The following is a 23,514-nucleotide window of genomic DNA, read 5'->3' as shown; positions in this document are numbered from 1 at the left end:
AGCTAGCCTTTTCAATCACTTGTCTCAGAGATAGCTCTGAGCCACAAGGATTGCCAGTCTGCTCTAGCGTGGCAGTGTAAAGACCTGCCCCGGATAGATCAGGTCCGGATCGCGAATGCGGTCGCGGTTGGCCTCATAGACCCGGACATAGAGCAGACCCTCACCATAAGTCTCTCGCGAAATTGCCCAGAGGGTAGAGCCGGGTTGCACCGTGACCGCGCGGATGGAACTGATATCTGCGGTTTGAGCCTCGGCCAAGACGCGTTGATCCTCGCGCTTGAATGGGGTTTCAACTCTCGACGTGACAGCTCCCTCAGCGTCGACCTCGTCGACACGCAGGGTGTAGACGCCCGTATCAACCTCTGGCAACGCCGTGGTCCATTCGCCATCGGGCGTGACCTGCGACGTGGTGACGGGATCATTGTCGAGGTAAATTCGAACAAATCCAGTACCTTGGGCACGCCCAGACAGCTCGACCTCGCCATCGGACGAATAGGTGATCGCGTCCAGAGCAACGTTCGCCATTACATCGGGGGACGCATTCGAGGATGGTGTCTGCAAGACCCGCACGCCGGTTTCGTCGGTCAGGAGAACGGTTTGCGGGCTGTCGGTCTCGCTCAGTTGCGCGGAGGATGTTGCGTCGGCAGCGACAGGTTGCGGCTCGGGCATTGGCGCGACGGAGGGGTTGGCAGAGATGTCCGGCGCAACCTCGGGAGTGGGCGCGATGATGATCTCGTCTTGCGAGGCGATTTCCTGGCCAGAAGGGTCAGAGCGCATCTTCAGTGACAGAACACGCGGCGAGGAGCTTGCGGGGAGATCGAGGAACTGGACGAATTTCCCTGCATTATCAGAGAGTACAAAGCCCATGTTCACGTCGTCCAGCATAATCGAGACATTCCATCCCGGCTCTGCCTGACCGGCGATGATCATCTGACCGTTGGGTTCCAGACGAAAAGTGTCGATCGCCGGTGGCGCGGGCATCGGTGGGGTTGCAAGGGAGTCGGGCGCGGTCGCGATCGGGGCTTGCGCGGTTTCAACGCTGGGGATCGGTAAGGGCCCAGGGTCTGGCTGTGCGCGGAAATAAAGTGCCGCAATCAGCGCGCCTAGAACGGTCAGCCCGCCAAGACCCATCGCCGATCCAGAACCTAAACCGCCGAAATTGCTCATCTTTCTTACATCCCCATGCCCCGACATTATGTCAGGTTGCTCAAGAATAGCAACAAGGCTATCACGGGTCAAAACAACCCTGCATCAGCCCGGAGTGATTTCATGTCAGCGCGTTCCGTCTGTGTCTTTTGCGGCGCACGTGCCGGGAATAACCCAAGATATATGGAGGATGCATCCGGCACAGGCCAGATGTTGGCCGAAAACGGCTGGCGGCTGGTTTATGGTGCGGGGGATGTAGGCTTGATGGGGGCCACGGCGCGGGCGGCGCAGGCGGCGGGCGGGGAAACCTTTGGCGTCATTCCTGCACATCTGGTGGCTTGGGAAGTGGGCAAACGGGACCTGACACAATATGTTGTGACCGAGACCATGCATGAACGCAAGAAGGTGATGTATATGAACTCGGACGCCATCGTGGTTCTACCCGGTGGCGCGGGATCGCTGGATGAGTTTTTCGAAGTGCTGACATGGCGGCAGCTTGGGCTGCATCAGAAACCTATTTTTCTTTTGAATACAGAAGATTACTGGACACCTCTCACGCAACTTCTGGAGCATGTCGTGACCCAAGGGTTTGCCGAGGACAACGTGAAATCCTTTGTGCAAGCCATTGATACGGTTCAGGATTTGAGGATCGCCCTGCGAGCCGCCCTGTCCTGACGCAGGCTCGCGGTGGTGTAAATCGCCAAGGCGGTCCAGATCATGCCAAAGGCGATGGCATGCCAGAAGCTGAAGACTTCACGAAATAATACTGTTGCAACAAGGAATTGCAGGCTGGGGTTCAGGTATTGCACCAGTCCCACGGTGGCCAGTGTGATGCGTTTTGTCGCGTAACTGAACATGATCAGCGGTGTGGCGGTCAGGATACCGGAGAAGGCGAGGAGCAGGCTGTCGTGCCAATTGGTGCCAAAGGCACCGTGCCCGTCTGAGTGAAACCACCACAAAACCCCCAAGGCGATGGGCGACAAGAGCATGACTTCGGCTGTGACCGAGACCACGGGTCCGATGGAAAGTCCTTTTTTTACAAGACCGTAGAGACCAAAGCTGGAAGCCAGAACAAGGGCGATCCAAGGCGGGACACCCAAGCCGATGGTGAGGGTGATGACCGCCGTCGCGGCCAAGGCTACGGCAAAAAGTTGAGCCTTTCCAAGGCGTTCGCGAAAGGCGATGGCACCCAAGAGCACCGCCACCAGGGGGAAAATGTAATAGCCAAGCGACGCTTCAACCGCCTTACCGATCTGGATAGAGGTGATGAACACGAACCAGTTGGTCGAGATCATCAGCGCCGCAAAACCGATCAGGAACACCGAGCGCCGCGCGCCAAGTGCTTGGCCGAGAACGGAAATTCTCCCTTGTATCAAAAGGACGAGCGAGAAAAAGATGCATGACCAAAGGGTTCGGTGGGCCAGAATTTCGATGGGGGGAATGTGATCGAGCAGCTTGTAATAGATGCCTGAGAGTCCCCAGACCGTGCAGGTGGCGACCATCGCAAGGATGCCTTTGGTCGCGTCGCGCATGTGCCTGATGCCTCCTGAAAACCGTCCCCGGAGTGCTGCCGCATGCGGCGCGGAGGGGCAAGGTGAAAATGTACAGCATGTACGGAATGTACGCGGTTTTCGTACACAGGTTCAGCCGACTGCGGATAGGCCATGAAAAAGCCCCATCGGCGGCTGCCGACGGGGCTGAAAACCTGACACGCTCCGCTTGGATCACATCCGCGAGGCGACGTTTTCCCAGTTGACCAGATTGTCGAGGAAGTTGGTCAGATAGGCCGGGCGCTTGTTCCGGAAGTCGATGTAGTAGGAGTGCTCCCACACGTCGCAGCCCAGAAGCGCTGTCTGGCCAAAGCAGAGCGGGTTGACGCCATTCTCGGTCTTGGTGACCTTGAGGCTGCCGTCCTTGTCCTTGACGAGCCAGGCCCAACCAGAACCGAACTGACCGGCGCCAGCGGCGGAGAACGCCTCTTTGAATTTGTCGACCGAACCAAAGCTCTCGGTGATCGCCTTTTCCAAGGCTCCGGGCATGCCGGTCTTGGTCGGGCTCATCATTTCCCAGAACTGGTTGTGGTTCCAGAGCTGGCTGATGTTGTTGAAGATGCCCGATTGCGCCACAGCGGATTTGTCGTAGGTTCCGGTGATGATCTCTTCCAGCGACTTGCCATCCCATTCGGTGCCGGCAATCAGCTTGTTGCCGTTGTCGACATAGGCCTTGTGGTGGAGGTCGTGGTGATATTCGAGCGTTTCGGCGGACATGCCATGCGCGGCGAGCGCGTCATGGGCATAGGGAAGGTCGGGAAGTTCAAAAGCCATTTGGGCCCCCTTGTTCGTTTGCAGTCATATCGGATGCCCCCTACATGGTGGCCGGATTGCGCAAAGGTCAACCCCGCGGTCAGAGTTTTTCAGTCAGGATTGGCGGATCAGGCGTAAAGACCGACCTCGCCACCGGGCTGGGCAGAGGCCTTGAGGAGCTCAAAGGCATAGTCTGCAACCGACCGGAAGCAGATGAGGTGGAAGGTGCCGGTCTCGTCGAGCCAGAAGGCGGCAGGAACCTGCGCCATGCGGGTGCGGCGGAACATGCCGGGGATGAATACCTCGGGCGAGAGATCGACCGGGCAGACCTTGGCCAGAACCTCGCGCGTGCCCTTGCCGGAGATACGCAGAAAGGTGCGGGCGTCCGAAACATTGACGGCGAGAAAATGCTGACCCTTGAGCGCCTTTTCGACGGCGGCAAGCCGCGCGCCCACTTCGGCATAGGGGCACAGGAGCAGGAGTTCGTCGGGCGACATCCAGAGGGCGGCGGTGCCCTGCCCCATCAGCGCCTGACGCTGAGCGGGCACGTCAAGGCCGGTGGCGGATTTGACCGCCGCCTTGACCCCTGCGCTGGCGAGATCACCGCGCATGGTGATCATGCCGGTCAGACCCTGATCCGCGATGGTGGCAAAGCCTTGATAGTTGGCCCCGTTGAGGGCGGTCACGGCGTTAGACATTCTGTTTCTCCCCGTCCTTGTCGAAGAAAATCGGATCGACGATCTTGGCCTTTATGATGCCGCCATCGACCTTTGGGAAATCGAGCACATCGCCCATTCGATCAGGGCCGTTGTGAACCAGACCCATGGCAATCCCGCGTCCGAGGGTGGGCGAGTAATAGGTCGAGGTCACGCGGCCTTGGGTCTTGCGCTGGCCGTTGGCATTGTGGCCGGGCGCGGTGGCATAGGCGCCATCGGGCAGGACCGAGCCATCGAGCGTTTCCAGACCCACGAGTTTCCAGCGGTTGGGATCGGCCATATGCGAGCGTTCCTGCGCGCGTTTGCCAAGGTAGTCATCTTTTTTCTTGGAAATCGCCCAGCCCATGTTGAGGTCTTGGGGGATCACCGTGCCGTCGGTTTCATCACCGATCATGATGAAGCCCTTTTCGGCGCGCATGACGTGCAGGCCTTCGGTGCCGTAGGGCGTCACGCCATGCTCTGCCCCGGCGTCCAACAGCGCATCCCAGAGGGCGCGACCATGGCTGGCGGGGACGGCGATTTCATAGCTCAACTCGCCCGAGAAGGAGATGCGATAGGCGCGCACCGGCATATCGGCCAGTGTGAGATCGGCCCAGCCCATGAAAGGCAGCGCGTCATTGCTGAGGTCATCGGTGGTCAGTTTCGCGAGGGTCTCGCGGGCTTTGGGGCCGACAACGGCGATTTGCGCATATTGCTCGGTCACGTTGGCGGTATAGACCTTCCAGTCCCACCACTCGCATTGCAGCCAATCCTCCATATGCCCGTGGATCGATTCCGCGCCGCCGGTGGTCGTGTGGCAGAGGAACGTATCCTCGTCGATACGCGCCACGACGCCGTCATCCATGAGGAAGCCGTTTTCGTTGCACATGAGGCCATAGCGGCATTTGCCGGGTTTCAGGCTGCTCATGACATTGGTGTAGAGCATGTCGAGGAATTTGCCCGCGTCCGGCCCCTTGACGATGATCTTGCCGAGCGTTGAGGCATCAAGCAGGCTTAGGCGGGACCGCGTCTGGTTGATCTCGCGGGTCACGGCGTCGCGGTGGGTTTCCTCGCCCTTGGGGAAGCAATAGGGGCGGCGCCATTGGCCGACGGGTTCGAAATGAGCGCCATTGGCCTCGTGCCAGCCGTGGATCGGGGTTTTGCGGATCGGCTGGAAAATCTCGTCCCGCGCTGACCCGGCGATGGCCGATAGGGAAATCGGCGTATAGGGCGGGCGGAAGGTGGTGGTGCCGGTCTGCGGGATCGGTTGGCCAAGGGCATCCGAGAGAATCGCCAAGCCATTGATATTGCTGAGCTTGCCCTGATCTGTGGCCATGCCGAGCGTGGTGTAACGCTTGGCGTGTTCGACGCTCTCGTAGCCTTCGCGGGCGGCCAACTGGACGTCGGAGACCTTTACATCGTTCTGGTAATCGAGCCAGGATTTCATCCGCAGCTTGATATTCGCGCCTTGCGGCATGAGCCAGACCGCCTCAAGCGCCGCCTCGTCGGTGGCACTGGCTGTGGGGGCCTTGGTCGATTTGGGCGTGTGGCCCATAGCCTTGGCCGCCGTTTTACCTGCGGTGTCGGCGTCTGTGAGCGTGGCCGCCAGATCGAGATAGCCATTGGCCGATCCCGCGACGACCACAAACGCCTCTCCTTTCGCGCCGCGCGGGGGATTGGCGGGGTCGGGGCGGAAATGCGCCTGTGCGTTGTCCCAGAGGAGTTTGCCGCCGCAATGGGACCAGAGGTGAACCACCGGCGACCAGCCGCCGGACATGGCGACCGCATCGCATTTGATCTCTTCCAGCACAGCGCCTTCGCCGGCTTGGGCGCAGATGGCCACGCCGGTGACGCGCTTGCCACCTTTGACCTTTGCGATGCCCTTGCCATTCTCAACCCGGATGCCAAGCGCGCGGGCCTCTGCCGCCAGAGCGCCGCCGCCCTGCTGGCGGGCGTCGAGGATGGCGGGGATTTCGAGGCCGAATTTCTTGAGCGTGATGGCAGTGCGGTAGGCGTCATCGTTATTGGTGACAACGACGGTGCGGTCGCCGATGGAGACACCATAATTGACCGCATAGTCGCGGATGGCAGAGGCCAGCATGACGCCGGGAATGTCATTGCCTGCGAAGCTGAGCGGGCGCTCAATGGCACCGGTGGCGGTGATGATTTGCCCCGCGCGGATACGCCAGAGACGGTGGCGCGGCGCATTGGTGCCGGGGGTGTGATCGCTCACCCGCTCGTAACCCAAGAGATAGCCGTGGTCATAGACCCCTGCCCCCATAGAGCGCAAACGCAGGGTGACATTGGGCATGTCGCGGAGTTTGGCGAGGGTGGCGGTGATCCAATCCTCGGCGGGTTGGCCGTCAATCTCGCCGCCGTCTACAGGCGCGCGGCCGCCCCAATGGGCGGTTTGCTCCATCAAGAGCACCTTTGCCCCGGCCTCTGCCGCAGCAAGCGCCGCTTGCAGACCCGCCACGCCGCCGCCGATCACGGCCACGTCGCAGAAGAAATAGAAATGCTCGTAGCGGTCGGGGTCGCCGGGGTTGCTGGCGCGGCCCAAGCCCGCTGATTGGCGGATGAACGGCTCGTAGATGTGTTTCCAAAAGGGGCGCGGGTGGATGAACATCTTGTAATAGAAGCCCGCAGGCAGGAAGCGCGCGAGATGGGTGTTGACCGCGCCAATGTCGAAATCGAGGTTCGGCCAGTGGTTCTGGGAGGTGCAGGTCAGACCGTCGAACAGCTCGGTCGTGGTGACGCGCTGGTTGGGTTCCATGCGCGGCCCCTCGCCCAGATGGACGAGCGCGTTCGGCTCTTCCGCGCCAGAGGCCACGATACCGCGCGGGCGGTGGTATTTGAACGAGCGCCCGACCAGCATCTGGTCATTGGCCAGAAGCGCGGAGGCGAGCGTGTCGCCGGCATGGCCCTTGAGGCGCTTGCCGTTGAAGGTGAAGTGAAGGGCGCGGCCCTTGTCGAGGAGGCGGCCACCCTTGGCCAGACGCGTGCTCATGTCTTAAACCCTCGTGCCCGGTGCGGGCGTGGTGTTGTGAGTATTTTTAGAAAGGTGAATGGTCATGCGAAGTCGCGCCATGTCCAGCCGGGACGTTTGGCGGTGATCGCATCGCGGATGTGCTGGGGCGGCTCATAGGTCTGGGCGGGATAGGTGCCGTAGACCTCGAGCGTCACGGTATCGCGGGCCATGATGAACCACTTGCCGCAGCCGTTGTTATGCCGCCAGCGTTCGAAATGTGCGCCTTTGGGGTTTTCCTTGGCGAACATATAGGTGTGGAAGTCATCATCGGCAGAGCCGGGGCCGAAACGCTTGAGATGCGCCTCGCCGCCCTGGTGGAATTCGGTCTCTTCGCCCGTGACGCCGCAGCAGGGGCAGGTGAGGATCAGCATGGGTCAAGTCCTCCTTAGTGGGCGACGCCAGCGGCGACGGATTCATCAATAAATCGGCCCTGATAGAAGCGGTCGAGGCCGAATTCGTCGCAGAGCGGGGAGTGGCCCTTGGCCATCAGTTCGGCAAAGCCCCAGCCGGAGCCGGGAATGGCCTTGAAGCCGCCGGTGCCCCAGCCGCAGTTGATGAAGATGCCATCGACGGGGGTTTTGCTGAGGATCGGCGAGCGGTCGCCGGTGACGTCGACGATGCCGCCCCATTGGCGCAGCATCTTGAGGCGGGCGACCATCGGGAAGGTCTCGATCAGGGCGCGGACGGTTTCTTCGACATGGTGGAAGGAGCCGCGTTGCGTGTAGTTGTTATAGCCGTCGGTGCCGCCGCCGATGACCATCTCGCCCTTGTCGGATTGCGACATGTAGCCATGCACGGTGTTGGCCATGACGACGCAATCCATGCAGGGTTTGATCGGCTCGGAGACCAGCGCCTGAAGGGCGACGGATTCGATGGGCAGGCGGAAGCCGGCCATGTCGGCGAGGTGGCCGGAGTGGCCCGCGACGACAATCCCGAGTTTGTCGCAGCCGATGTCGCCACGATTGGTGGTGACGCCCGTCACGCGGCCATTCTCGCGGGAAATGCCGGTGACTTCGCATTTTTGCAGGATGTGCATGCCCATGGCGGAACAGGCGCGGGCATAGCCCCATGCGACCGCATCGTGCCGCGCCGTGCCGCCGCGCGCCTGATAGAGGCCGCCCAAGACGGGATAGCGCGGGCCGTCGAGATTGATGATCGGGACAATCTCCTTGACGCGGGCGGGCGAGATGAATTCGGTCGAGACCCCTTGCAGGGCGTTGGCATGCGCCGTGCGCTGATAGCCGCGCACTTCGTGTTCGGTCTGGGCCAGCATGATCAGGCCACGGGGTGAGAACATGATGTTGTAGTTGAGATCCTGTGAGAGGGTCTCATACAGCGAGCGCGATTTCTCGTAGATCGCGGCGGAGGGGTCTTGCAGGTAGTTGGAGCGGATGATGGTGGTGTTGCGGCCCGTGTTGCCGCCACCGAGCCAGCCCTTTTCCAGCACCGCGACATTGGTGATGCCGAAATTCTTGCCCAGATAATAGGCCGTGGCCAAGCCATGACCGCCTGCGCCGACGATGATGACATCGTATTTCTTTTTCGGCTCGGGCGAGGCCCAGGCCCGCTCCCATCCCATGTGGTGGCGGAGCGCCTCTCGGGCGACGGCAAAGGCGGAATAGTGTTTCATGCGCGCTCTCTGGAGTTGGCTGGATTCGGGCTTGGATGCGAGTGATACCGTAATGCGTCAGGTGGCCGGTTGAAAGGATACTCCGGGCGGCGGAAACGGTATCAATAGCGACATTGCGACATCGGGGCGCGGGCTGGGCGCGGGGATGTGACCGCTTGGGCCTTTTTTCCGGGCGCGCGGACGGTTACATGAGGACAACACAGAAGGAAAAGACATGGGTTTCTGGATCATCGTTGCGGCATTGGCGATCGGCGTGGGGGCTGTTCTGGGCCTCGTCCTGCTGCGCGGGCGCGTCGGCGAAGCGCCGCCTGCGGCCTATGATTTGCAGGTTTACCGGGATCAGTTGAAGGAAATCGAACGTGACACCGCGCGCGGTGTGATTGCGCCTGAGGATGCCGAGCGGCTGCGCTCGGAGATTTCGCGCAAGGTGTTGGCGGCGGATGCGCAATTGCGTCAGGGTGGCGAGAGCGGCGGGCAGCCGCGCGGCGCAGGGATGGTGATGGCCGGGGTGATCGTGGCGGTGATCGCGGGCGGTGGTGTGGTGATCTATGACCGGGTCGGCGCGCCGGGCTATGAGGATTTGCCGATGGCGGCGCGGATCGCCGCCTCGGATGCGGCGCGGGCGACGCGGCTGGATCAGGCGGCGGCGGAAGAGCGGTTTGGCCCCGGTGAGGGCGGCGTACCCGAGGGCACGAACGAAGACTATCTCAAACTGATCGAGCAGTTGCGCAAGACCGTGGCAGAGCGACCCGAGGACCAACAGGGGCTGCGCTTTCTGGTGCGCAGCGAGGCCGCGCTTGGGAATATGGTCGCCGCGCGCACGGCGCAGCAGCGATTGATTGCCGTCAAGGGTGCGACAGCCACGGCGGCCGATCATGCGATGCTGGCGGATCTGATGATCAACGCAAGCGGCGGCTATGTCTCGTCCGAGGCTGAACAGGTGCTGCGTGCCGCGCTGGAGAAGGACGGGCGCGAACCGTCCGCACGGTTCTATCTTGGGCTTTACATGATGCAGGTGGACCGGCCCGATGCGGCGTTCCGGCTGTGGGAGGCGCTGCTCGATGAGAGCACGCCGGAGGCCCCTTGGGTGCCCGCAATCCGGGCGCAGATCGAGGACTTGGCAGCGCGCGCCGGGGTGCGCTATACGCTGCCGCCCGAGGCGGGTGCGCCGGGGCCGACTGCGGCGGATATCGCCGCCGCCCAAGACATGGACCCCGAGGCACAGCAAGAGATGATCCGGGGCATGGTCGCGGGATTGGCGGAGCGATTGGCCAACGAAGGCGGCACCGAACAGGATTGGGCGCGGCTGATCAGTGCGTACGGCGTGCTGGGTGAGCAAGACAAGGCGCAAGAGATCTGGGCCGAGGCGCAGGCGGTCTTTGCCGATGAGCCGGAGCGGTTGGCGTTGGTGCGGGCAGCGGCGAACGCTGCGGGTGTGGCGGAATGATCTTTGAGGAGATTGCGGGTTTTGCCGGGGCATTGCCGCGCGGCCGTGCGATCATGGGGCTCGATCTTGGGACCAAGACGATTGGCGTGGCGCTGTCGGATCGGCTCTGGTCGGTGGCGAGCCCGCATGAAACCGTCAAGCGGGTGAAGTTCACGGAGGATGCCGCGCGCTTGTTCGACATCATGACGGGGCGCGACGTGGGCGGGATCATTCTTGGCCTGCCGCGGAACATGGACGGGAGTGAAGGGCCGCGCGCCCAATCCACCCGCGCCTTTGCCCGCAATCTGTCACGTTTGACGGACGCGCCCATCGGCTATTGGGACGAGCGTTTGTCGACGGTGGCGGCCGAAAGAGCGCTTCTCGAGGCGGATGCGACACGAAAGCGTCGCATGCAGGTGATCGACAACATCGCGGCGGCCTATATCCTGCAAGGGGTGTTGGACCGGATGAGCCATATGAGGGCTGAGCATGACAGATGAGAGCCCATGGGTGCGAAACGAGGTTGAGAGCCCCTGCGTCAAGATCTGTGTGGTGCATCCCGAGGCGCGGGTCTGTACGGGATGTCTGCGCTCGATCGACGAAATCACCCGATGGACCAAGATGTCACCTGACGAGCGGCGCGAGATCATGGAGGCCCTGCCCGACCGCGCCGGATTGCTGCGCAAGCGTCGGGGCGGGCGCGCGGGGCGTGTGGGCCGGGCCTGATCCGTCCAGTCTCAGACAGATCCGCCTGAGCCATGCCACCCGCGCAGAGCGGGGTTGCATACTGTGGTATGGAAAATTGCTGCAACGCAGTATATTTATGCTGCATACGCGGCATATTCATTCGGCAACCTCAGGAGAGTTCAGCCATGGCTTATTCGTCCCACAGCACTGTTTCGGCACCGGCTCTCGGGAATTTCGCCCGTCTCGCGCTTGCGCCGCTGCGATTGATCGACGGGTTTTTCCAGTCCGTGGTTGCTGCAAACCGCTTTGCCCATGATGTTGAAATCCTGTCGATGGCAAGCGATGCCAAGCTGACCAAACTGGGTCTGAAGCGCGAAACATTGGTTGCTGATCTGGCAGAGCGTTCGGATTTTTTCCGCGCCGCCTGATCGCTACCCACGAGTTATGGATTAGAAAACGCCCCGGAAATCTCTGGGGCGTTTTTGTTTCGAAGATAATTTCGGGACCAAGCCTCGGAGAGGTGCCGCCCGGCGCGCGCTAATGCGTCCAGACCTGACGGCGGCTGGTGGCGAAGTTGTCGCCATAGCCACCGGGGCGGATATTGGGTTTGCGGGCGTGCGGTTCCTGAACCACGGCGTCGATGCCTTGATCCTTGGCATATTGCAGCGCCGCTTCCTTGGATTCGAACCGCAATCTGACCTGCGCCTGCGTATCCGCGTTCGAGGTCCAGCCCATCAGCGGATCAACCTCACGCGCCGTCTCGGACACGAATTCCAGCACCCAATGCCGCGTCTTGGCGGTGCCGGATTGCATGGCGTTTCGGGCCGGTTTGTAGATGCGTGCGGGCATGTGGCTCTCCGTGATTGATCGCTACGGTCTTATCCCAAATCGGGCCGGGCGCGGCAAGAGGCGAATAGCCGCGCTCAGGCGGCCTCGCCATCGGTGAATTGCAGGCGCGCGAGGCGGGCATAGAGACCGTTTTCAGCCACCAGACTGTCATGCGTGCCCTGCGCCACGATCCGGCCCTGATCCATGACCACAATGCGATCGGCCTTTTTCACTGTCGCCAACCGATGCGCCACGATGATCGTGGTCCGCGTGCGGGCCATCGTCTCGACCGCGCGTTGCACGGCACGCTCGCTTTCGGCATCGAGCGCGCTTGTGGCCTCGTCCAAGAGCAGCACCGCCGCGTCGCGCAGGATGGCGCGGGCGATGGCGATCCGTTGCTTTTGTCCACCCGAGAGCATCACACCGCGCTCGCCCACATAGGTGTCATACCCCTCGGGCAAGGCCGAGATGAAATCATGCGCGGCCGCCGCGCGCGCTGCGGCCTCAATCTCGGCATCGGTGGCGTCGAGCCGTCCGAAACGGATGTTCTCGCGCGCCGACGCGGCAAAGATCACCGGGTCTTGAGGCACCAGTGCCAGATCTCGGCGGAACTCGTGCCGTGCCATATCGGCCAAGGGCACGCCATCCAGCGTGATGCGCCCGGCATCCGGGTCATAGAATCGCTGGATCAGCTGAATAACGCTGGTCTTGCCCGCGCCCGAGGGGCCGACAAGGGCCACGGTCTCGCCGGGGCGGATGGTCAGGCTCACATGATCCAGGGCCGCGATGCCGGGCCGCGACGGATAGGTGAATTGCACATCCTCAAAGGCAATCTCGCCCCGCACCGGGCGCGGCACAGCCACAGGGCGGGCAGGATCGCGCACCGGGTCTTCGGCTTGCAGCAACTCGACCAGACGCTCTGTCGCTCCGGCCGCGCGCTGCAACTCGCCCCAGATCTCCGAGAGTGCTGCCACCGCGCCTGCGACCATCACCGCATAGATCACGAATTGCACGAGACTGCCCGCGGTCATTTCGCCGGCGCGCACATCGCGTGCGCCGATCCAGAGCACACCGACAATGCCGGTGAAGACGAGAAAGATCACGATCACCGTCATCAAGGCACGGGTGTTCACACGGCGGCGCGCCGCGTCATGGCTGCGCTCCGTCACATCGGCAAAGCGCGCGCGGGTCTCACCTTCATGGGTAAAGGCCTGCACGGTCTGCACCGACAGGAGCGCCTCAGAGGCATTGCCGGAGCTATTGGCGATCCAGTCCTGATTCTCGCGGCTGAGCACGCGCATCCGCCGTCCGAGGGTCAGAATGGGCACGATGACCAGCGGCACGATGAGCAGCACAAGGCCGGTCAGCTTGGCCGAGGTCAACAGCATCAGCCCCATGCCGCCCACAAGGATGAGCAGATTGCGCAGGGCGATGGAAATGGATGAGCCAATCACCGAGAGAATGAGCGTGGTGTCCGTGGTGATGCGGCTCAGCACCTCGCCGGTCATGAGTTTCTCGAAAAAGGCGGGGCTCATGCCAATCACCCGGTCGAACACGCCCTTGCGGATATCGGCGACGACACGTTCGCCCAACCGCGTGACCAGGAGATAGCGCAGGCCGGTGCCCACCGCCAAAAGCGCCGCGATGAGCAACGCCGCCCCGAAATACTGATCGAGGATGGCTCCGTTATCCGCATTGAAGTTGTCCACCACACGGCGCACCGCCAAGGGTAAAATCAGCGCGACGCTGGCCGTCACCACCAGGGCCAGTATGGCTGCGGCCAACAAGCGCCGGTAGGGACGCAGGAACGGCCACAATTCGGCCAGCGCGCCCACACGTTTCGATTTCTCGCGATCTAGCAGATCAGCGCCGTTTTCGGCTCTGCGCACCATAGGTCTTAATTCCTCACCATTTGGCAACGGTTCTTGGCGGGCGTTGACGCCCGGGTCAAGGGGACAGATCAGCCGCAGGGCGTATTCGCTGGGACGAGGATGGAGCGGGCGGCGGGAATCGAACCCGCGTCTCTTGCTTGGAAGGCAAGGGTCTTACCATTACACAACGCCCGCACTCGGGGCGTAACTAGTTGAGCCGCGCGCGAGGGTCAAGACCATCCAGGCATTGGTCTGCACTGCGCGCAGCCGCCCTCGCCCGCTTGATCCCACGTCGCAAAAGCGCCAGAGTGCGCTCAAGGCCGCATCAAGTCGGTTCCCATCCAGGACTGGCCAGACGGGCCGGATTTTCAGAGAGCAGACATATGGCCATTCCCGATACCCTCGCCGCCCGACTGATCGAAACAGTCAAGAGCCACGATCTGGGCGGCAAGTTTCTGATGCTGGGGCGGCAGCGATGGATCGGGTCGCGGCGCGGCGCGTCGTCGCGGGTGTTCACTCAGGTGATGGCGGACCATATGCCGGGCGTGAGCGAGGCCGATCTCATCCCCGAGGGCGAGACCTATTCGGAAGGATTCTTTGGGAAACTGGGGTTTGAGTCGGTCGACTCGATGGATTTCTCGGATTTCGAGAAAGCGAGCATCATTCAGGATCTGAGTGCGGACCTGCCCAAGAAGCTGGAGCGCAAATTCGACGTGATTTATGACGGCGGCACGTGTGAGCATATCTTTGATCTGCCCACCGCCTATCGCAACATCCACAAGATGCTGAAACCCGGCGGCGTGCTGATCGGGCACAGCCCGTGCAACAATTGGGTCAACCATTCCTTTTACCAGATCAACCCCGAGATGGTGTATGGCTTCTGGGAGGCGACGCTGGGCTATGAGGTGCTCCATTGTGCGCTGCAACCGATCAAACCCGCCCATGCGCGCAAGGTGGTGACGACCACCAATCCCAATGTGACCGGCAAGCGCCCGCGCCTGTCGGGATCTCTGGCCGAGGGCGGGATCATCCTCGACTATGCGGTGCGCAAACCGAAACGCTCGACCAAATCGGCGGATAAGGTCTATCAATCCGATTATGTCAATCGCTGGACCGCGCCGGAGGCGGACGGCGAGGAGGACGCGGCCTGAGGCGTGAAAGCGTTTCGGATAGCGGTGGTCCTGCGCTAGTCTGGTCTTGGCTGACAGACAAAGGACACGCCCGATGACCGATACAAACGACCCGCTCCCTGACTTGCGTGATTTGCCGTTCGACATCGACCTGCGCCGCCTCAATCTGGGCGTTGGCTATGTGGCGCTTGGCCTGCCGGTGTCGCTTGGGCTGGCGTCGATCCTGACCAACACCTGCTTCAACGCCTCGATCAGCCATTATTATTTCAGCCGCATCGGGGGGGATATCCTCGTGGGCGCGCTCAGTTTTATCGGGCTCTTGCTGATGTTCTTTTACAGCTTTCGCGCGCCGGGGCGCGAGGGCTGCTTGGGCTGGCATTGGTATGACGTGGCGCTGCTCAAGCTCGCTGGGGTGGCTGCGGTTATCGTGGCCTTTGTGCCCACAACCGGGTCTGGCTGTGCCTATACCGGCGAGGTGGCGCGCGTGTTCCTGACCAATGCCAGCGGCTCAGAGGGGTTCCACCCGCCGGGCGGCACGGTCGACGGCACGATCAGCTATGATTTCTGGGCCAGTTTTGCCGCTATCGGCCCGGATGTGCCCACAGCCCTTCAAATGATGCATTTCGGGGCGGCGGGGGTGATGTTTCTCGTGTTGGGGTATTTCTCGACTTTTGTCTTTACCCGCGAGAATACGACCACCGCGCGGCTTGCTGGCAACCGCAAGGACCGACGCAATCGGTGGTATCGCATGCTTGGGCGGATCATCTTTGCCGTGGTGGGGGTGTTGGCGGTCAAGGCGGCGCTGCTCGAGATGATCCTACCGCTTGCTTTTGCGCAGAACATCGAAGCTTTGTGGGACAGCCTGCGCCTGACCTTCCTGTTTGAATCTCTCGGGCTTTGCGCCTTTGGCCTCAGTTGGATGATCAAGGGACGGTTCCTCACTGCCTTTGAGGATGCCGCCGCCCTGCCTCAGGCGCGTGCGGCGTAGAGCGCCACGGCGGCCGCGTTCGACACGTTGAGCGAGCCGAAATCGCTGGCGAACTCAATCCGCACCAGCGCATCGCAGACCTCGCGCGTGCGCTCTCGAAGGCCCGGCCCTTCGGCCCCAAGCACAAGGGCCACGGGCCGGTCGCGCCGCCCCTCCATGGCGGCCTCGATGGTCATCTCCGCCTCACCGGCCAGTCCCAGCACCAGATACCCCATCGCCTGCAACTCGATGATGGCGTCTGCCAGATTGCGCACCCGCAGATAGGGCTGCCGCTCCAGCGCGCCGCTGGCGGTCTTGGCGAGCGCCCCGGTCTCGGGGGCGGCGTGGTGGCGGGGGGCGATGACCGCCCGCGCGCCGAACACCTCTGCGGAGCGCAGGATCGCGCCCACGTTATGCGGGTCCGTCACCCGGTCCAGGAGCACCACACGGGGGGCTGTGCGTCCGTCGCCAAGACAGACCTCGCCCATCGGTCCCCAATCGAGCGGCTTGACCTCGAGCGCGGCCCCCTGATGCACGGAACCGGGATCAAGCGGCGCGTTGAATTTGCGCGGATCAACCTCTTCCGGGGTGATCCCGCTCGCGGCAATCGCCGCCTCCAGCTTGTCCGCGGCATTCTTTGTGACGATCAGGCGCAGCTTTTCACGGGATGGATTCTCCAGCGCGTCGCGCACCGCGTGCAGCCCAAAAAGCCACACGGTCTCAGAGGCCGACGCCCGTTTGGCCTGTTCCTTGTCGATCACCCAACGGGGTTTTTTCATGGCTATAAGGCCCCTCTTTTCCGGCCCGCGACAATGCGACGGGCAGGCATGGCTTGCAAGCGATTTTCCGGTTGACGCAGCATGCAGCCACTAGTAATCAGCCCCCCACGCCAGACGCGCAAGCGCTGGACAGTGGGCGACAGGCCGCAAGGTGTGGCAGGGGACTGTAACTCCCTCGCGGAGACGCACGCCAGGTTCGATTCCTGGGTCGCCCACCACTCTGACCCTCTCAAATTTCGACTGCATTTTCGGTTTTTTTGGCCGCTGGCATGTGCTTTGCGTTGACGCAGGCGGTTCGATCTCTAGTTTAAATTGCGTGGATGGCGCGATTGGCGCCCTGCATGCTTGATTGACGCAGTTGGGAGAGAGCCTTTCATGTGCCAGATTTGCAGCCATACCGATACCCCGCCCCACGCCGCCCTTGATTGCTGTCTCTGCGGAGCGCCGACGACACAGGCGGCCTTTGCCCGGATTGAGGCGGATCTCAACCGCCGCGAGATGCTGGGCGGGACGGCGGCACTCCTTGGTCTCTACGCGGGCTTTGGTCTTGCGCCACGTAAGGCGCGGGCGCAGACGCCCGGACGCCCGCTGTTGCTGAGCAATCTGCGTTATTTCGACGGTCACGGCCCCGCGTTGACCCAAGGACGCGACATTCTGATCGAGGGCGCGCGGATCACCGGCCTGCCTGCCGCTGGACAGGGACCAAGCGAGGCGGAGCGCATCGACTGTGGTGGACGGGCGGTCATTCCGGGCCTGATCGACGCGCATTGGCACAGCACGCTGGTCGGTGTGACCCAGCTTCAGGCGATGACAGCGGATATCGGTTTCGTGCACCTGATGGCAGGGCGCGAGGCGGACGCGACGCTTATGCGCGGATTTACCTCGGTGCGCGACACCGGCGGACCGGCCTTTGGCCTGAAACTGGCGATTGACCGAGGCGCGCTTAGCGGTCCGCGCATCCTTGCCTCTGGCGCGATGCTGTCGCAGACCTCGGGACATGGCGATTTTCGCATGATTTCGGAATTGCCCCGCGCCGACGGCGACCTGAGCTATACCGAGAAGGTTGGCGTGGTTGCGATCGCCGACGGGCGCACTGAGATCTTGCGCCGCACCCGCGAGCAACTGATGAAGGGCGCGAGCCAGATCAAGATCATGGCCGGGGGTGGTGTCACCTCGCTCTATGATCCGCTTGAGAGCCTGCAATATACCGAGGATGAAATGCGCGCTGCCGTCGAGGCCGCGTCGGATTGGGGCACCTATGTTTGCGCCCATGTCTATACGCCCAAGGGCATCCAGCGCGCCCTGCGCGCCGGGGTGAAATCCATTGAACACGGGCAATTGGCGGATCTCGAAACCGTGCGGATGATGCGCGATGCAGGCGCGTGGTGGTCAATCCAGCCGTTCTTGATGGATGAGGATGCCAATCCCCGCACTGATCCCGTGCAACGCGCCAAGCAGGAAGAGGTGTCCGCAGGCACAGAGCGGGCATTTGAGCTGGGCCGCGCCGAAGGGGTCAACATGGCCTTTGGCACCGACGTTCTGATGAACCCCGCAGGGGCCAGCAGTCAGGGGCGGCAACTGGCCAAGCTGAGCCGGTTCATGCCCCCGCTTGAGGCCTTGCGCATGGCGACGGGGGCGGCGGGCGAATTGCTGGCCCTGTCGGGGGACCGTGCGGGTTATGAGGGGCGGTTGGGCGTGATCGACGTGGGGGCCATGGCCGATCTTCTGGTTGTCGAGGGTGAGCCGGAAGCTGGGCTCGACTGGCTGGATACGCCCGAGCAAAGTCTTGCGATGATCGTCAAAGGCGGGTCCATCGTGAAAGACCGGCTCTGATGTGGGCGCGGGTTTTGGCCCTGCTCGCGATCCTGAGCCTTGCTGCGCCGGCGCGTGCGCAGGACTGGAGCGCCCAGATCACGCCCTACGCCTGGGGGACGGGTGTTGGTGGCACGATCATGCCACTTGCGGGCGGCCCGTCATTGCGGTTTGACGAGGGGCTGTCGGATGTTCTCGAAGATCTCGACGCGGCGTTGTTTCTCACGGGGTATGCCCGCTATCAGCAGTTCGTGGTGATGGGGGACATTTCGCATTCGGCCAGTTCGCGGAGCGGGATCGTGCCACTGCCAGCCCCTGCCCCCGGCCTGCCCGCGCAGGGCCGGATTGAGCAAACCTCACTGACACTCACCGCAGGCTACCGGGCACTGACGACGCCCGATGCGGCGGTCGATTTCATGGTCGGTTTGCGCCACTGGGAGGTCGAGGGGCGCGCGACGACGCCGGTGCCGGGCCTTGCCGCCGGGATCGACGTGAGCTTTACTGATCCGATCCTGGCCGCACGCACCAATATCCGCCTCTCGGACCGCTGGTCCTTTATCGGCTATGCCGATGTCGGCGGTTTTGGTGCGGGATCTGACATGACGTCCCAACTGGTGGGCACGCTCAACTGGCAGGCCAATGACCGGCTCTGGCTCTCGGCGGGTTACCGGCATCTTTATGTGGATTACAGCAAGAATGGCCGAAAATTCGACGCGACATTCTCTGGCCCGCTTGCCGGTTTGACCCTGCGCTTTTGATCCATGCGGCGCGCCGCCCTGCGATAACCGCTTTATCTGGACGGTGGAAAACCCCATAGTGGCGGCGGCAGTCAGGCAGGATCACGACAAGAATGACCCCCAAGACACAGGTTCCCAAGACAGAGGCGCCTCAGAGCTACAATATCCTGATCGTCGGTCAGGCCGGTCGTTTGCAATACGAGGCCATTCTCTTTGCCGCGTCGCTGCGGGCCACCTCGCCCGAGTTTCCGGGGCGTCTTTTTGTGGCGGAGCCGCAGCCGGGGCCGCTGTGGCGGGATGACCCGCGCATCAAGGACGAGGACAGTCGAGCGCTCTTGACCGATCTCGGCGCGGAATTCCTGGCTTTTGAGAGCCGTCATTTCGGCGCGGCCTATCCCTATGGAAACAAGATCGAGGCGCTGTTCGCCTTGCCCAAGGGGGAGCCCTTTGTGTTTTTCGACACTGATACGTTGATCTGTGGTGATCTTGCGTCGGTGCCGTTCGATTTCAGTCGCCCCACCGCGTCGCTGCGCCGTGAAGGCACATGGCCGCAGATCGAGCTCTATGGGCCAACCCATACCCAGATTTGGAAATCTCTCTACGACAAGTTTGGCATTGAGTTCGAAACCTCGCTCGATCATGGCCAGCCCGAGGGCTACTGGCAACGCTATCTTTATTTCAACGCCGGCTTCTTTTTCTACCAATGCCCGCATGTCTTTGGTCAACGGTTTCTCGATTACGCGCTCGGCATCCGCGATGACGCGCCGCGCGAGTTGATCTGCCAATCGCTCGATCCCTGGCTCGATCAGGTGGCGCTGCCCCTAGTGATCCATTCGCTTGGGGGTGGGCGCGACACGCTGCCGCCCGGCCTTTTGGATGGTGCGGTCAGTTGTCATTACCGGCTCTTGCCGCTGCTCTATGCGCGCGAGGCCGATCATGTGGTCAACGTCCTGCAAGACGTGACCGCCCCCAACAAGATCAAGCGCGTGCTCAAGGCTTACGATCCCGCCAAGCGGATGATCTATCAGGGGAGGGGATTGAAGGTGCGGGCGCTCTTTGACCAAGACGACCTGCCACGCCGCGAGCAGGTGATCCGCAACACGATCAAGCGGAACGGATTCTGGATGCGTTGAGGGGCAAGCAACCGACGCGGTCAGGCACCCCCCCTCAGTCCACGCGCGCGTTATTCTGCCGAATCGGCCGGGGTGGCGTTGAGCAGGCCATACCGCTCGGCGCCCAATTTATCGAAGAGGTCGATCTGCGTTTCGAGGTAATCAATATGCCCCTCCTCATCCGCGATCAATTCTTCAAAGAGGTTCTTTGACACGTAATCCGCCACGCTTTCGCAACGGCCGCGCGCCTCGATATAGAGCGTGCGCGCGTCGTGTTCGGCGGCCAGGTCGGCCTCGAGCGTCTCGCGCAAATTCTCTCCGATCCTGAGCGAGTCCAGCTTTTGCAGGTTTGGATGCCCGCCCAGAAAGATGATCCGCGCAATCAGCTTGTCGGCGTGTTGCATCTCTTCGATGCTTTCCTCGCGGGATTTGGCGGCAATGCGGCCATATCCCCAATCCTCCTGCAAGCGGTAGTGCAGCCAGTATTGGCTGACCGCTGTCAACTCACTCCTGAGTGCCTGATTGAGATAGTCGATGACCTTGGCGTCGCCTTTCATATGCGTCTCCCTGTGTGGTCGCGCGGCGAAGTCCGCGCAGGTGCATAGGTATGCTCAGGCTATCCGCTTGACGCATGGTGTCAATAAAGAGTGGCAGACATCCGCCACAATCAGCCCGCTTGCCCAAGGTGCGGTATACTTTGCCGGGGGTGATCAGCGTGTCCGGATCGGCCGCGCGCATCCAGTCGATGGCCCGGTGAATATCGGTATCGGTGATGGACATACAGTGACAGATCATCATGGCCAGTTCCCCTGTCTTAATGCCGGGTCGCGCTTGTTGGTTCCGGAATCCGCGCGGATTTCGCACAGAGGTCTGCCCTGTGCAAACACAATCCAAAGCGCGCCGCCGCCTCGGTCAGCGGCAGAATGCCACGCGCAGTGACAAGCACGCTTGCCATCATCAGGGCATCTTCGCGGTCGCCCAGCGCCGCCTCTTCGACAAACCGGGCAAAGGCGGCCTCATCCATACCGACACAGCCGCACTGCGGCGTGTGACAGCGCAACGGGCGGCGCAGAGTTGCCCCCAGCGCCTCGGTCAGATCATGCAGCGCCTCAAACGCCGCGAGCGCCATCGGTTCTGCCATCCGTTCGCACAGCAGGGCATGCGCGCGCAGTGCGCCGCCCGCGTTCCACGCCCGCAGCGAGGCCACCACCAGCCTGTTCAGGTGATGCATCTCAGAGATTTGGGCCACCGGCATCTCGCCGGTCAGGTCGCGCGCATGTTTCATTTGGTGAGAATCAGCTTGCCTGCGCGGGTGATGCGCAGCGTGTAAATCTGCCCGTCGAGCACGATCAAGGCCGTGTTGGCCCCATTCGTCAGCGCGCGGGCGTCGTGGCAGGTGGCCTCGGCCACCAGATCGGGGTCTGATTTGGTTTGTGCGCGGATCATGCAAGAGCCCCCGCCGAGAAAAAATTTACATGTGCCATGCCTTGCAGTCCTCTGTTGCAGGTTACGCCGGGCTCGCACCACGACGGGCTGGCTTGGCTCGTAATTTCTGACTTAATTAATAAGGTATGTCAATTCCGATTCTTTTGATCAGAAATGATAGGTGAAAATCTGCTGGTCCGAGGCCCGAGCCCCGCGCTATATGGATCACAGGGATGTATGGCGACATGGGGAGCGGTCAGGCCGGTGACGCTTTTGAAACTCAAGCAGATGCCGCTCCTCTTGTCGGCAGTCCCCAAATCGGAGATTCGCACGCAGTTCGCGGCGCTCTGTTTTCGCATGGTCGGGAACAAGCCCGAAATCCTGCTGATCACCAGCCGTGGCTCTGGTCGCTGGATCTTGCCCAAGGGCTGGCCTGCATCGGGCCGCACCCCGGCCGCCATGGCCCTGCGCGAAGCATGGGAAGAAGCGGGCGTGCAAGGGCGCGCCTACGACACCTGCCTCGGCCTTTATTCCTATGCCAAGACCATCGGACCTGATCGCGGCCTGCCCTGTGTGGCCCTTGTCTATCCGGTTCGTGTGAAATCGCAGACCGCGCATTTTCCCGAAGCCGGACAGCGCCGCGTGAAGTGGTTTCGCCCGAAAAAGGCCGCGGCGCGGGTAAGGGAACCCGAACTGGCAGAGATCATAAGAAGTTTCAATCCGCAACGGCTTGGGCTGTAAGATCAAAAGCATAGCTTGAATTTTCCGCGCAGCGGCGTAACTATCGACGGCACTGCAATGGATCAGGTTATGATTAAGTTCACCCTCAAATGCGCCGCAGATCATCAGTTCGACAGTTGGTTTCAATCCGCTGCCGCTTTTGAGAAACTGCAGGGCGCTGGCATGGTCAATTGTGCAATCTGCGGCATGTCCGACGTGCAGAAGGCGTTGATGGCGCCCAGCCTGCACAACACACCTGAGGCAGCGCCGAATTCTCCCAGCCCTGCCGAACAGGCGCTTGCCCTGCTCAAGCATCGAATCGAGACACAATCGGAATATGTCGGGCTCAACTTTGCCCGCGAGGCGCGTGACATGCACGACGGGCTGACGCCGGAGCGGAGCATCTACGGCGAAGCCAAGCCCGAAGAGACGCGCAAGCTGATCGAGGACGGGGTGCCCGTGGCCCCGCTGCCATTTATTCCGCGTCGCAAATCCAACTGATCTGAAAGGTCTGACATGCATATCCTCATCACAGGGGCCAATCGCGGTATCGGCCGCGCGCTCGCCGATCAGTACCGCAACCAAGGGCACAGCGTCATCGCCACCGCGCGCAGGCCCGCTGAAGGGGAAATCGCCCTCGACGTGACGGACCCTGCCTCTTGCGCGGCCCTTGGCGAGTGCCTCGCCGGTCAGCCGATTGACCTATTGATCTGCAATGCAGGCGTTTATGCCGACAAAGGTCAATCGTTGGAGACTGGCTATCCGGTCGGGATGTGGACCGAGACCTTTGCCACAAATGTCACCGGCATATTTTTGACCGTTCAGGCGCTATTGCCGCATCTGCGCGCGGGCCAATCGGCAAAGATCGCGATCATCTCAAGCCAGATGGCAAGCCACACCCGCGCGCCCGGCGGCAGTTACATTTACCGCGCCTCGAAAGCGGCGGCTCTGAATCTCGGGCGCAATCTGGCCAGTGACTTGCGCGGGGACGGGATTTCGGTGGGCATCTATCACCCCGGCTGGGTGCGCACCGACATGGGCGGTGACACTGCGGAGATTTCCGTGGACGAGGCCGCAACGGGCCTGGCGGAGCGTTTTGCCGCGCTGGATATCGCCTCGACGGGCTGCTTTCAGACATGGGACGGGCGCGACCATCCCTATTGAACGCAGAGGGTGGCGGCGGCACCCAAACCCCCTACGACACCTCCCCCCTTGCGC

At 62.1% G+C, this 23,514-nt stretch carries 27 protein-coding genes and 2 tRNA genes; 14 read left to right on the top strand and 15 right to left on the bottom strand.

Annotated features, from left to right (window positions below; all coding sequences use genetic code 11):
• Positions 1-63 precede the first annotated feature (63 nt).
• Positions 64-1,167 carry a LysM peptidoglycan-binding domain-containing protein gene (locus tag VR71_RS21375; RefSeq protein ID WP_296429945.1) on the bottom strand — a complete coding sequence of 368 codons (1,104 nt, stop codon included), beginning with the start codon at positions 1,165-1,167 and terminating at the stop codon, positions 64-66.
• Between the two features lie 102 nt (positions 1,168-1,269).
• On the opposite strand from VR71_RS21375, the gene VR71_RS21370 reads away from it, so the two are divergent.
• Positions 1,270-1,821 carry a TIGR00730 family Rossman fold protein gene (locus tag VR71_RS21370; RefSeq protein WP_040651788.1) on the top strand — a complete coding sequence of 184 codons (552 nt, stop codon included), beginning with the start codon at positions 1,270-1,272 and terminating at the stop codon, positions 1,819-1,821.
• Here the strand turns inward: VR71_RS21370 and rarD are convergent.
• The 6 genes from rarD to VR71_RS21340 all read right to left on the bottom strand — a co-directional run bounded on the left by rarD (position 1,782) and on the right by VR71_RS21340 (position 8,802).
• The gene (rarD, locus tag VR71_RS21365; RefSeq protein WP_045682017.1) at positions 1,782-2,678 is read right to left on the bottom strand and encodes an EamA family transporter RarD; all 897 of its coding nucleotides are present in this window, start codon (positions 2,676-2,678) and stop codon (positions 1,782-1,784) included. The genes VR71_RS21370 and rarD overlap by 40 nt on opposite strands.
• A gap of 192 nt (positions 2,679-2,870) precedes the next feature.
• Positions 2,871-3,470 carry a superoxide dismutase gene (locus VR71_RS21360; protein WP_009819567.1) on the bottom strand — a complete coding sequence of 200 codons (600 nt, stop codon included), beginning with the start codon at positions 3,468-3,470 and terminating at the stop codon, positions 2,871-2,873.
• Between the two features lie 107 nt (positions 3,471-3,577).
• Positions 3,578-4,147: a sarcosine oxidase subunit gamma gene (locus VR71_RS21355; RefSeq protein ID WP_045682019.1), complete on the bottom strand. Its 570-nt coding sequence runs from the start codon at positions 4,145-4,147 to the stop codon at positions 3,578-3,580.
• Positions 4,140-7,151 carry a sarcosine oxidase subunit alpha family protein gene (locus VR71_RS21350; RefSeq protein ID WP_045682021.1) on the bottom strand — a complete coding sequence of 1,004 codons (3,012 nt, stop codon included), beginning with the start codon at positions 7,149-7,151 and terminating at the stop codon, positions 4,140-4,142. Before VR71_RS21350 ends, VR71_RS21355 begins: the two co-directional genes overlap by 8 nt.
• A 62-nt stretch (positions 7,152-7,213) precedes the next feature.
• Positions 7,214-7,543: a sarcosine oxidase subunit delta gene (locus VR71_RS21345; protein ID WP_045682022.1), complete on the bottom strand. Its 330-nt coding sequence runs from the start codon at positions 7,541-7,543 to the stop codon at positions 7,214-7,216.
• 14 nt (positions 7,544-7,557) lie between these two features.
• Positions 7,558-8,802 carry a sarcosine oxidase subunit beta family protein gene (locus tag VR71_RS21340; RefSeq protein WP_045682023.1) on the bottom strand — a complete coding sequence of 415 codons (1,245 nt, stop codon included), beginning with the start codon at positions 8,800-8,802 and terminating at the stop codon, positions 7,558-7,560.
• A gap of 214 nt (positions 8,803-9,016) precedes the next feature.
• Here VR71_RS21340 and ccmI point away from each other — a divergent pair, with 214 nt between their 5' ends.
• From ccmI to VR71_RS21320, 4 genes are all read left to right on the top strand, one after another.
• Positions 9,017-10,249 carry a c-type cytochrome biogenesis protein CcmI gene (gene ccmI, locus VR71_RS21335; protein ID WP_045682024.1) on the top strand — a complete coding sequence of 411 codons (1,233 nt, stop codon included), beginning with the start codon at positions 9,017-9,019 and terminating at the stop codon, positions 10,247-10,249.
• Complete coding sequence (gene ruvX, locus VR71_RS21330; protein ID WP_009819561.1) at positions 10,246-10,728, top strand: Holliday junction resolvase RuvX; 483 nt, start codon at positions 10,246-10,248, stop codon at positions 10,726-10,728. Before ccmI ends, ruvX begins: the two co-directional genes overlap by 4 nt.
• Complete coding sequence (locus VR71_RS21325; protein ID WP_045682025.1) at positions 10,718-10,954, top strand: DUF1289 domain-containing protein; 237 nt, start codon at positions 10,718-10,720, stop codon at positions 10,952-10,954. The genes ruvX and VR71_RS21325 overlap by 11 nt, the downstream gene beginning before the upstream one ends.
• Before the next feature lie 146 nt (positions 10,955-11,100).
• Positions 11,101-11,343 carry a hypothetical protein gene (locus VR71_RS21320; protein WP_045682026.1) on the top strand — a complete coding sequence of 81 codons (243 nt, stop codon included), beginning with the start codon at positions 11,101-11,103 and terminating at the stop codon, positions 11,341-11,343.
• Positions 11,344-11,452: 109 nt separating this feature from the next.
• Here VR71_RS21320 and VR71_RS21315 read toward each other — a convergent pair whose 3' ends face one another.
• From VR71_RS21315 to VR71_RS21305, 3 genes are all read right to left on the bottom strand, one after another.
• Positions 11,453-11,764, bottom strand: coding sequence for an ETC complex I subunit (locus VR71_RS21315; RefSeq protein ID WP_009819558.1), 312 nt, complete (start codon positions 11,762-11,764; stop codon positions 11,453-11,455).
• 74 nt (positions 11,765-11,838) lie between these two features.
• Positions 11,839-13,635: an ABC transporter transmembrane domain-containing protein gene (locus tag VR71_RS21310; RefSeq protein ID WP_045682027.1), complete on the bottom strand. Its 1,797-nt coding sequence runs from the start codon at positions 13,633-13,635 to the stop codon at positions 11,839-11,841.
• A 100-nt stretch (positions 13,636-13,735) separates the two neighbouring features.
• Positions 13,736-13,809: transfer RNA gene (locus VR71_RS21305), tRNA-Gly, on the bottom strand.
• Positions 13,810-13,997: 188 nt separating this feature from the next.
• Here VR71_RS21305 and VR71_RS21300 point away from each other — a divergent pair.
• On the top strand, positions 13,998-14,765 hold the full coding sequence (locus tag VR71_RS21300; RefSeq protein ID WP_045682028.1) for a class I SAM-dependent methyltransferase: 768 nt from the start codon (positions 13,998-14,000) through the stop codon (positions 14,763-14,765).
• A 73-nt stretch (positions 14,766-14,838) separates the two neighbouring features.
• The gene (locus VR71_RS21295) at positions 14,839-15,732 is read left to right on the top strand and encodes a hypothetical protein (RefSeq protein WP_045682030.1); all 894 of its coding nucleotides are present in this window, start codon (positions 14,839-14,841) and stop codon (positions 15,730-15,732) included.
• Here VR71_RS21295 and rlmB read toward each other — a convergent pair.
• Entirely contained in the window at positions 15,714-16,490 is a 777-nt protein-coding gene (rlmB, locus tag VR71_RS21290) for a 23S rRNA (guanosine(2251)-2'-O)-methyltransferase RlmB (RefSeq protein WP_045682032.1), read from the bottom strand. The genes VR71_RS21295 and rlmB overlap by 19 nt on opposite strands.
• A 134-nt stretch (positions 16,491-16,624) precedes the next feature.
• On the opposite strand from rlmB, the gene VR71_RS25370 reads away from it, so the two are divergent.
• From VR71_RS25370 to VR71_RS21275, 4 genes are all read left to right on the top strand, one after another.
• Positions 16,625-16,708: transfer RNA gene (locus VR71_RS25370), tRNA-Tyr, on the top strand.
• Positions 16,709-16,865: 157 nt separating this feature from the next.
• Positions 16,866-18,323: an amidohydrolase family protein gene (locus VR71_RS21285; protein WP_045682034.1), complete on the top strand. Its 1,458-nt coding sequence runs from the start codon at positions 16,866-16,868 to the stop codon at positions 18,321-18,323.
• Positions 18,323-19,060 carry a hypothetical protein gene (locus tag VR71_RS21280; protein WP_045682036.1) on the top strand — a complete coding sequence of 246 codons (738 nt, stop codon included), beginning with the start codon at positions 18,323-18,325 and terminating at the stop codon, positions 19,058-19,060. The genes VR71_RS21285 and VR71_RS21280 overlap by 1 nt, the downstream gene beginning before the upstream one ends.
• A 92-nt stretch (positions 19,061-19,152) precedes the next feature.
• Positions 19,153-20,172, top strand: coding sequence for a hypothetical protein (locus tag VR71_RS21275; RefSeq protein WP_045682037.1), 1,020 nt, complete (start codon positions 19,153-19,155; stop codon positions 20,170-20,172).
• 50 nt (positions 20,173-20,222) lie between these two features.
• Here the strand turns inward: VR71_RS21275 and bfr are convergent, their stop codons facing one another.
• Genes bfr through hemP form a run of 4 tightly spaced genes read right to left on the bottom strand, consistent with a single transcriptional unit; the run spans position 20,223 to position 21,597 of the window.
• The gene (bfr, locus tag VR71_RS21270) at positions 20,223-20,708 is read right to left on the bottom strand and encodes a bacterioferritin (protein WP_045682039.1); all 486 of its coding nucleotides are present in this window, start codon (positions 20,706-20,708) and stop codon (positions 20,223-20,225) included.
• Positions 20,656-20,949: a bacterioferritin-associated ferredoxin gene (locus tag VR71_RS25365; protein ID WP_083781571.1), complete on the bottom strand. Its 294-nt coding sequence runs from the start codon at positions 20,947-20,949 to the stop codon at positions 20,656-20,658. The genes bfr and VR71_RS25365 overlap by 53 nt, the downstream gene beginning before the upstream one ends.
• A 16-nt stretch (positions 20,950-20,965) precedes the next feature.
• The gene (locus tag VR71_RS21265; protein WP_009819549.1) at positions 20,966-21,436 is read right to left on the bottom strand and encodes a hypothetical protein; all 471 of its coding nucleotides are present in this window, start codon (positions 21,434-21,436) and stop codon (positions 20,966-20,968) included.
• Positions 21,433-21,597, bottom strand: coding sequence for a hemin uptake protein HemP (gene hemP / locus VR71_RS25360; protein WP_009819548.1), 165 nt, complete (start codon positions 21,595-21,597; stop codon positions 21,433-21,435). Before hemP ends, VR71_RS21265 begins: the two co-directional genes overlap by 4 nt.
• A 216-nt stretch (positions 21,598-21,813) precedes the next feature.
• Between hemP and VR71_RS21260 the strand changes: the two genes are divergently transcribed.
• The 3 genes from VR71_RS21260 to VR71_RS21250 all read left to right on the top strand — a co-directional run bounded on the left by VR71_RS21260 (position 21,814) and on the right by VR71_RS21250 (position 23,460).
• Positions 21,814-22,317, top strand: coding sequence for an NUDIX hydrolase (locus tag VR71_RS21260; protein ID WP_157046639.1), 504 nt, complete (start codon positions 21,814-21,816; stop codon positions 22,315-22,317).
• 69 nt (positions 22,318-22,386) lie between these two features.
• Positions 22,387-22,797 carry a DUF1178 family protein gene (locus VR71_RS21255; RefSeq protein WP_045682185.1) on the top strand — a complete coding sequence of 137 codons (411 nt, stop codon included), beginning with the start codon at positions 22,387-22,389 and terminating at the stop codon, positions 22,795-22,797.
• Positions 22,798-22,812: 15 nt separating this feature from the next.
• Positions 22,813-23,460, top strand: coding sequence for an SDR family oxidoreductase (locus VR71_RS21250; protein ID WP_045682042.1), 648 nt, complete (start codon positions 22,813-22,815; stop codon positions 23,458-23,460).
• Positions 23,461-23,514 lie beyond the last annotated feature (54 nt).

The organism is Roseovarius sp. BRH_c41, from assembly GCF_000961715.1.
Classification (GTDB): Bacteria; Pseudomonadota; Alphaproteobacteria; order Rhodobacterales; family Rhodobacteraceae; genus Roseovarius.
This window is presented reverse-complemented; position numbering and strand designations above follow the sequence as displayed.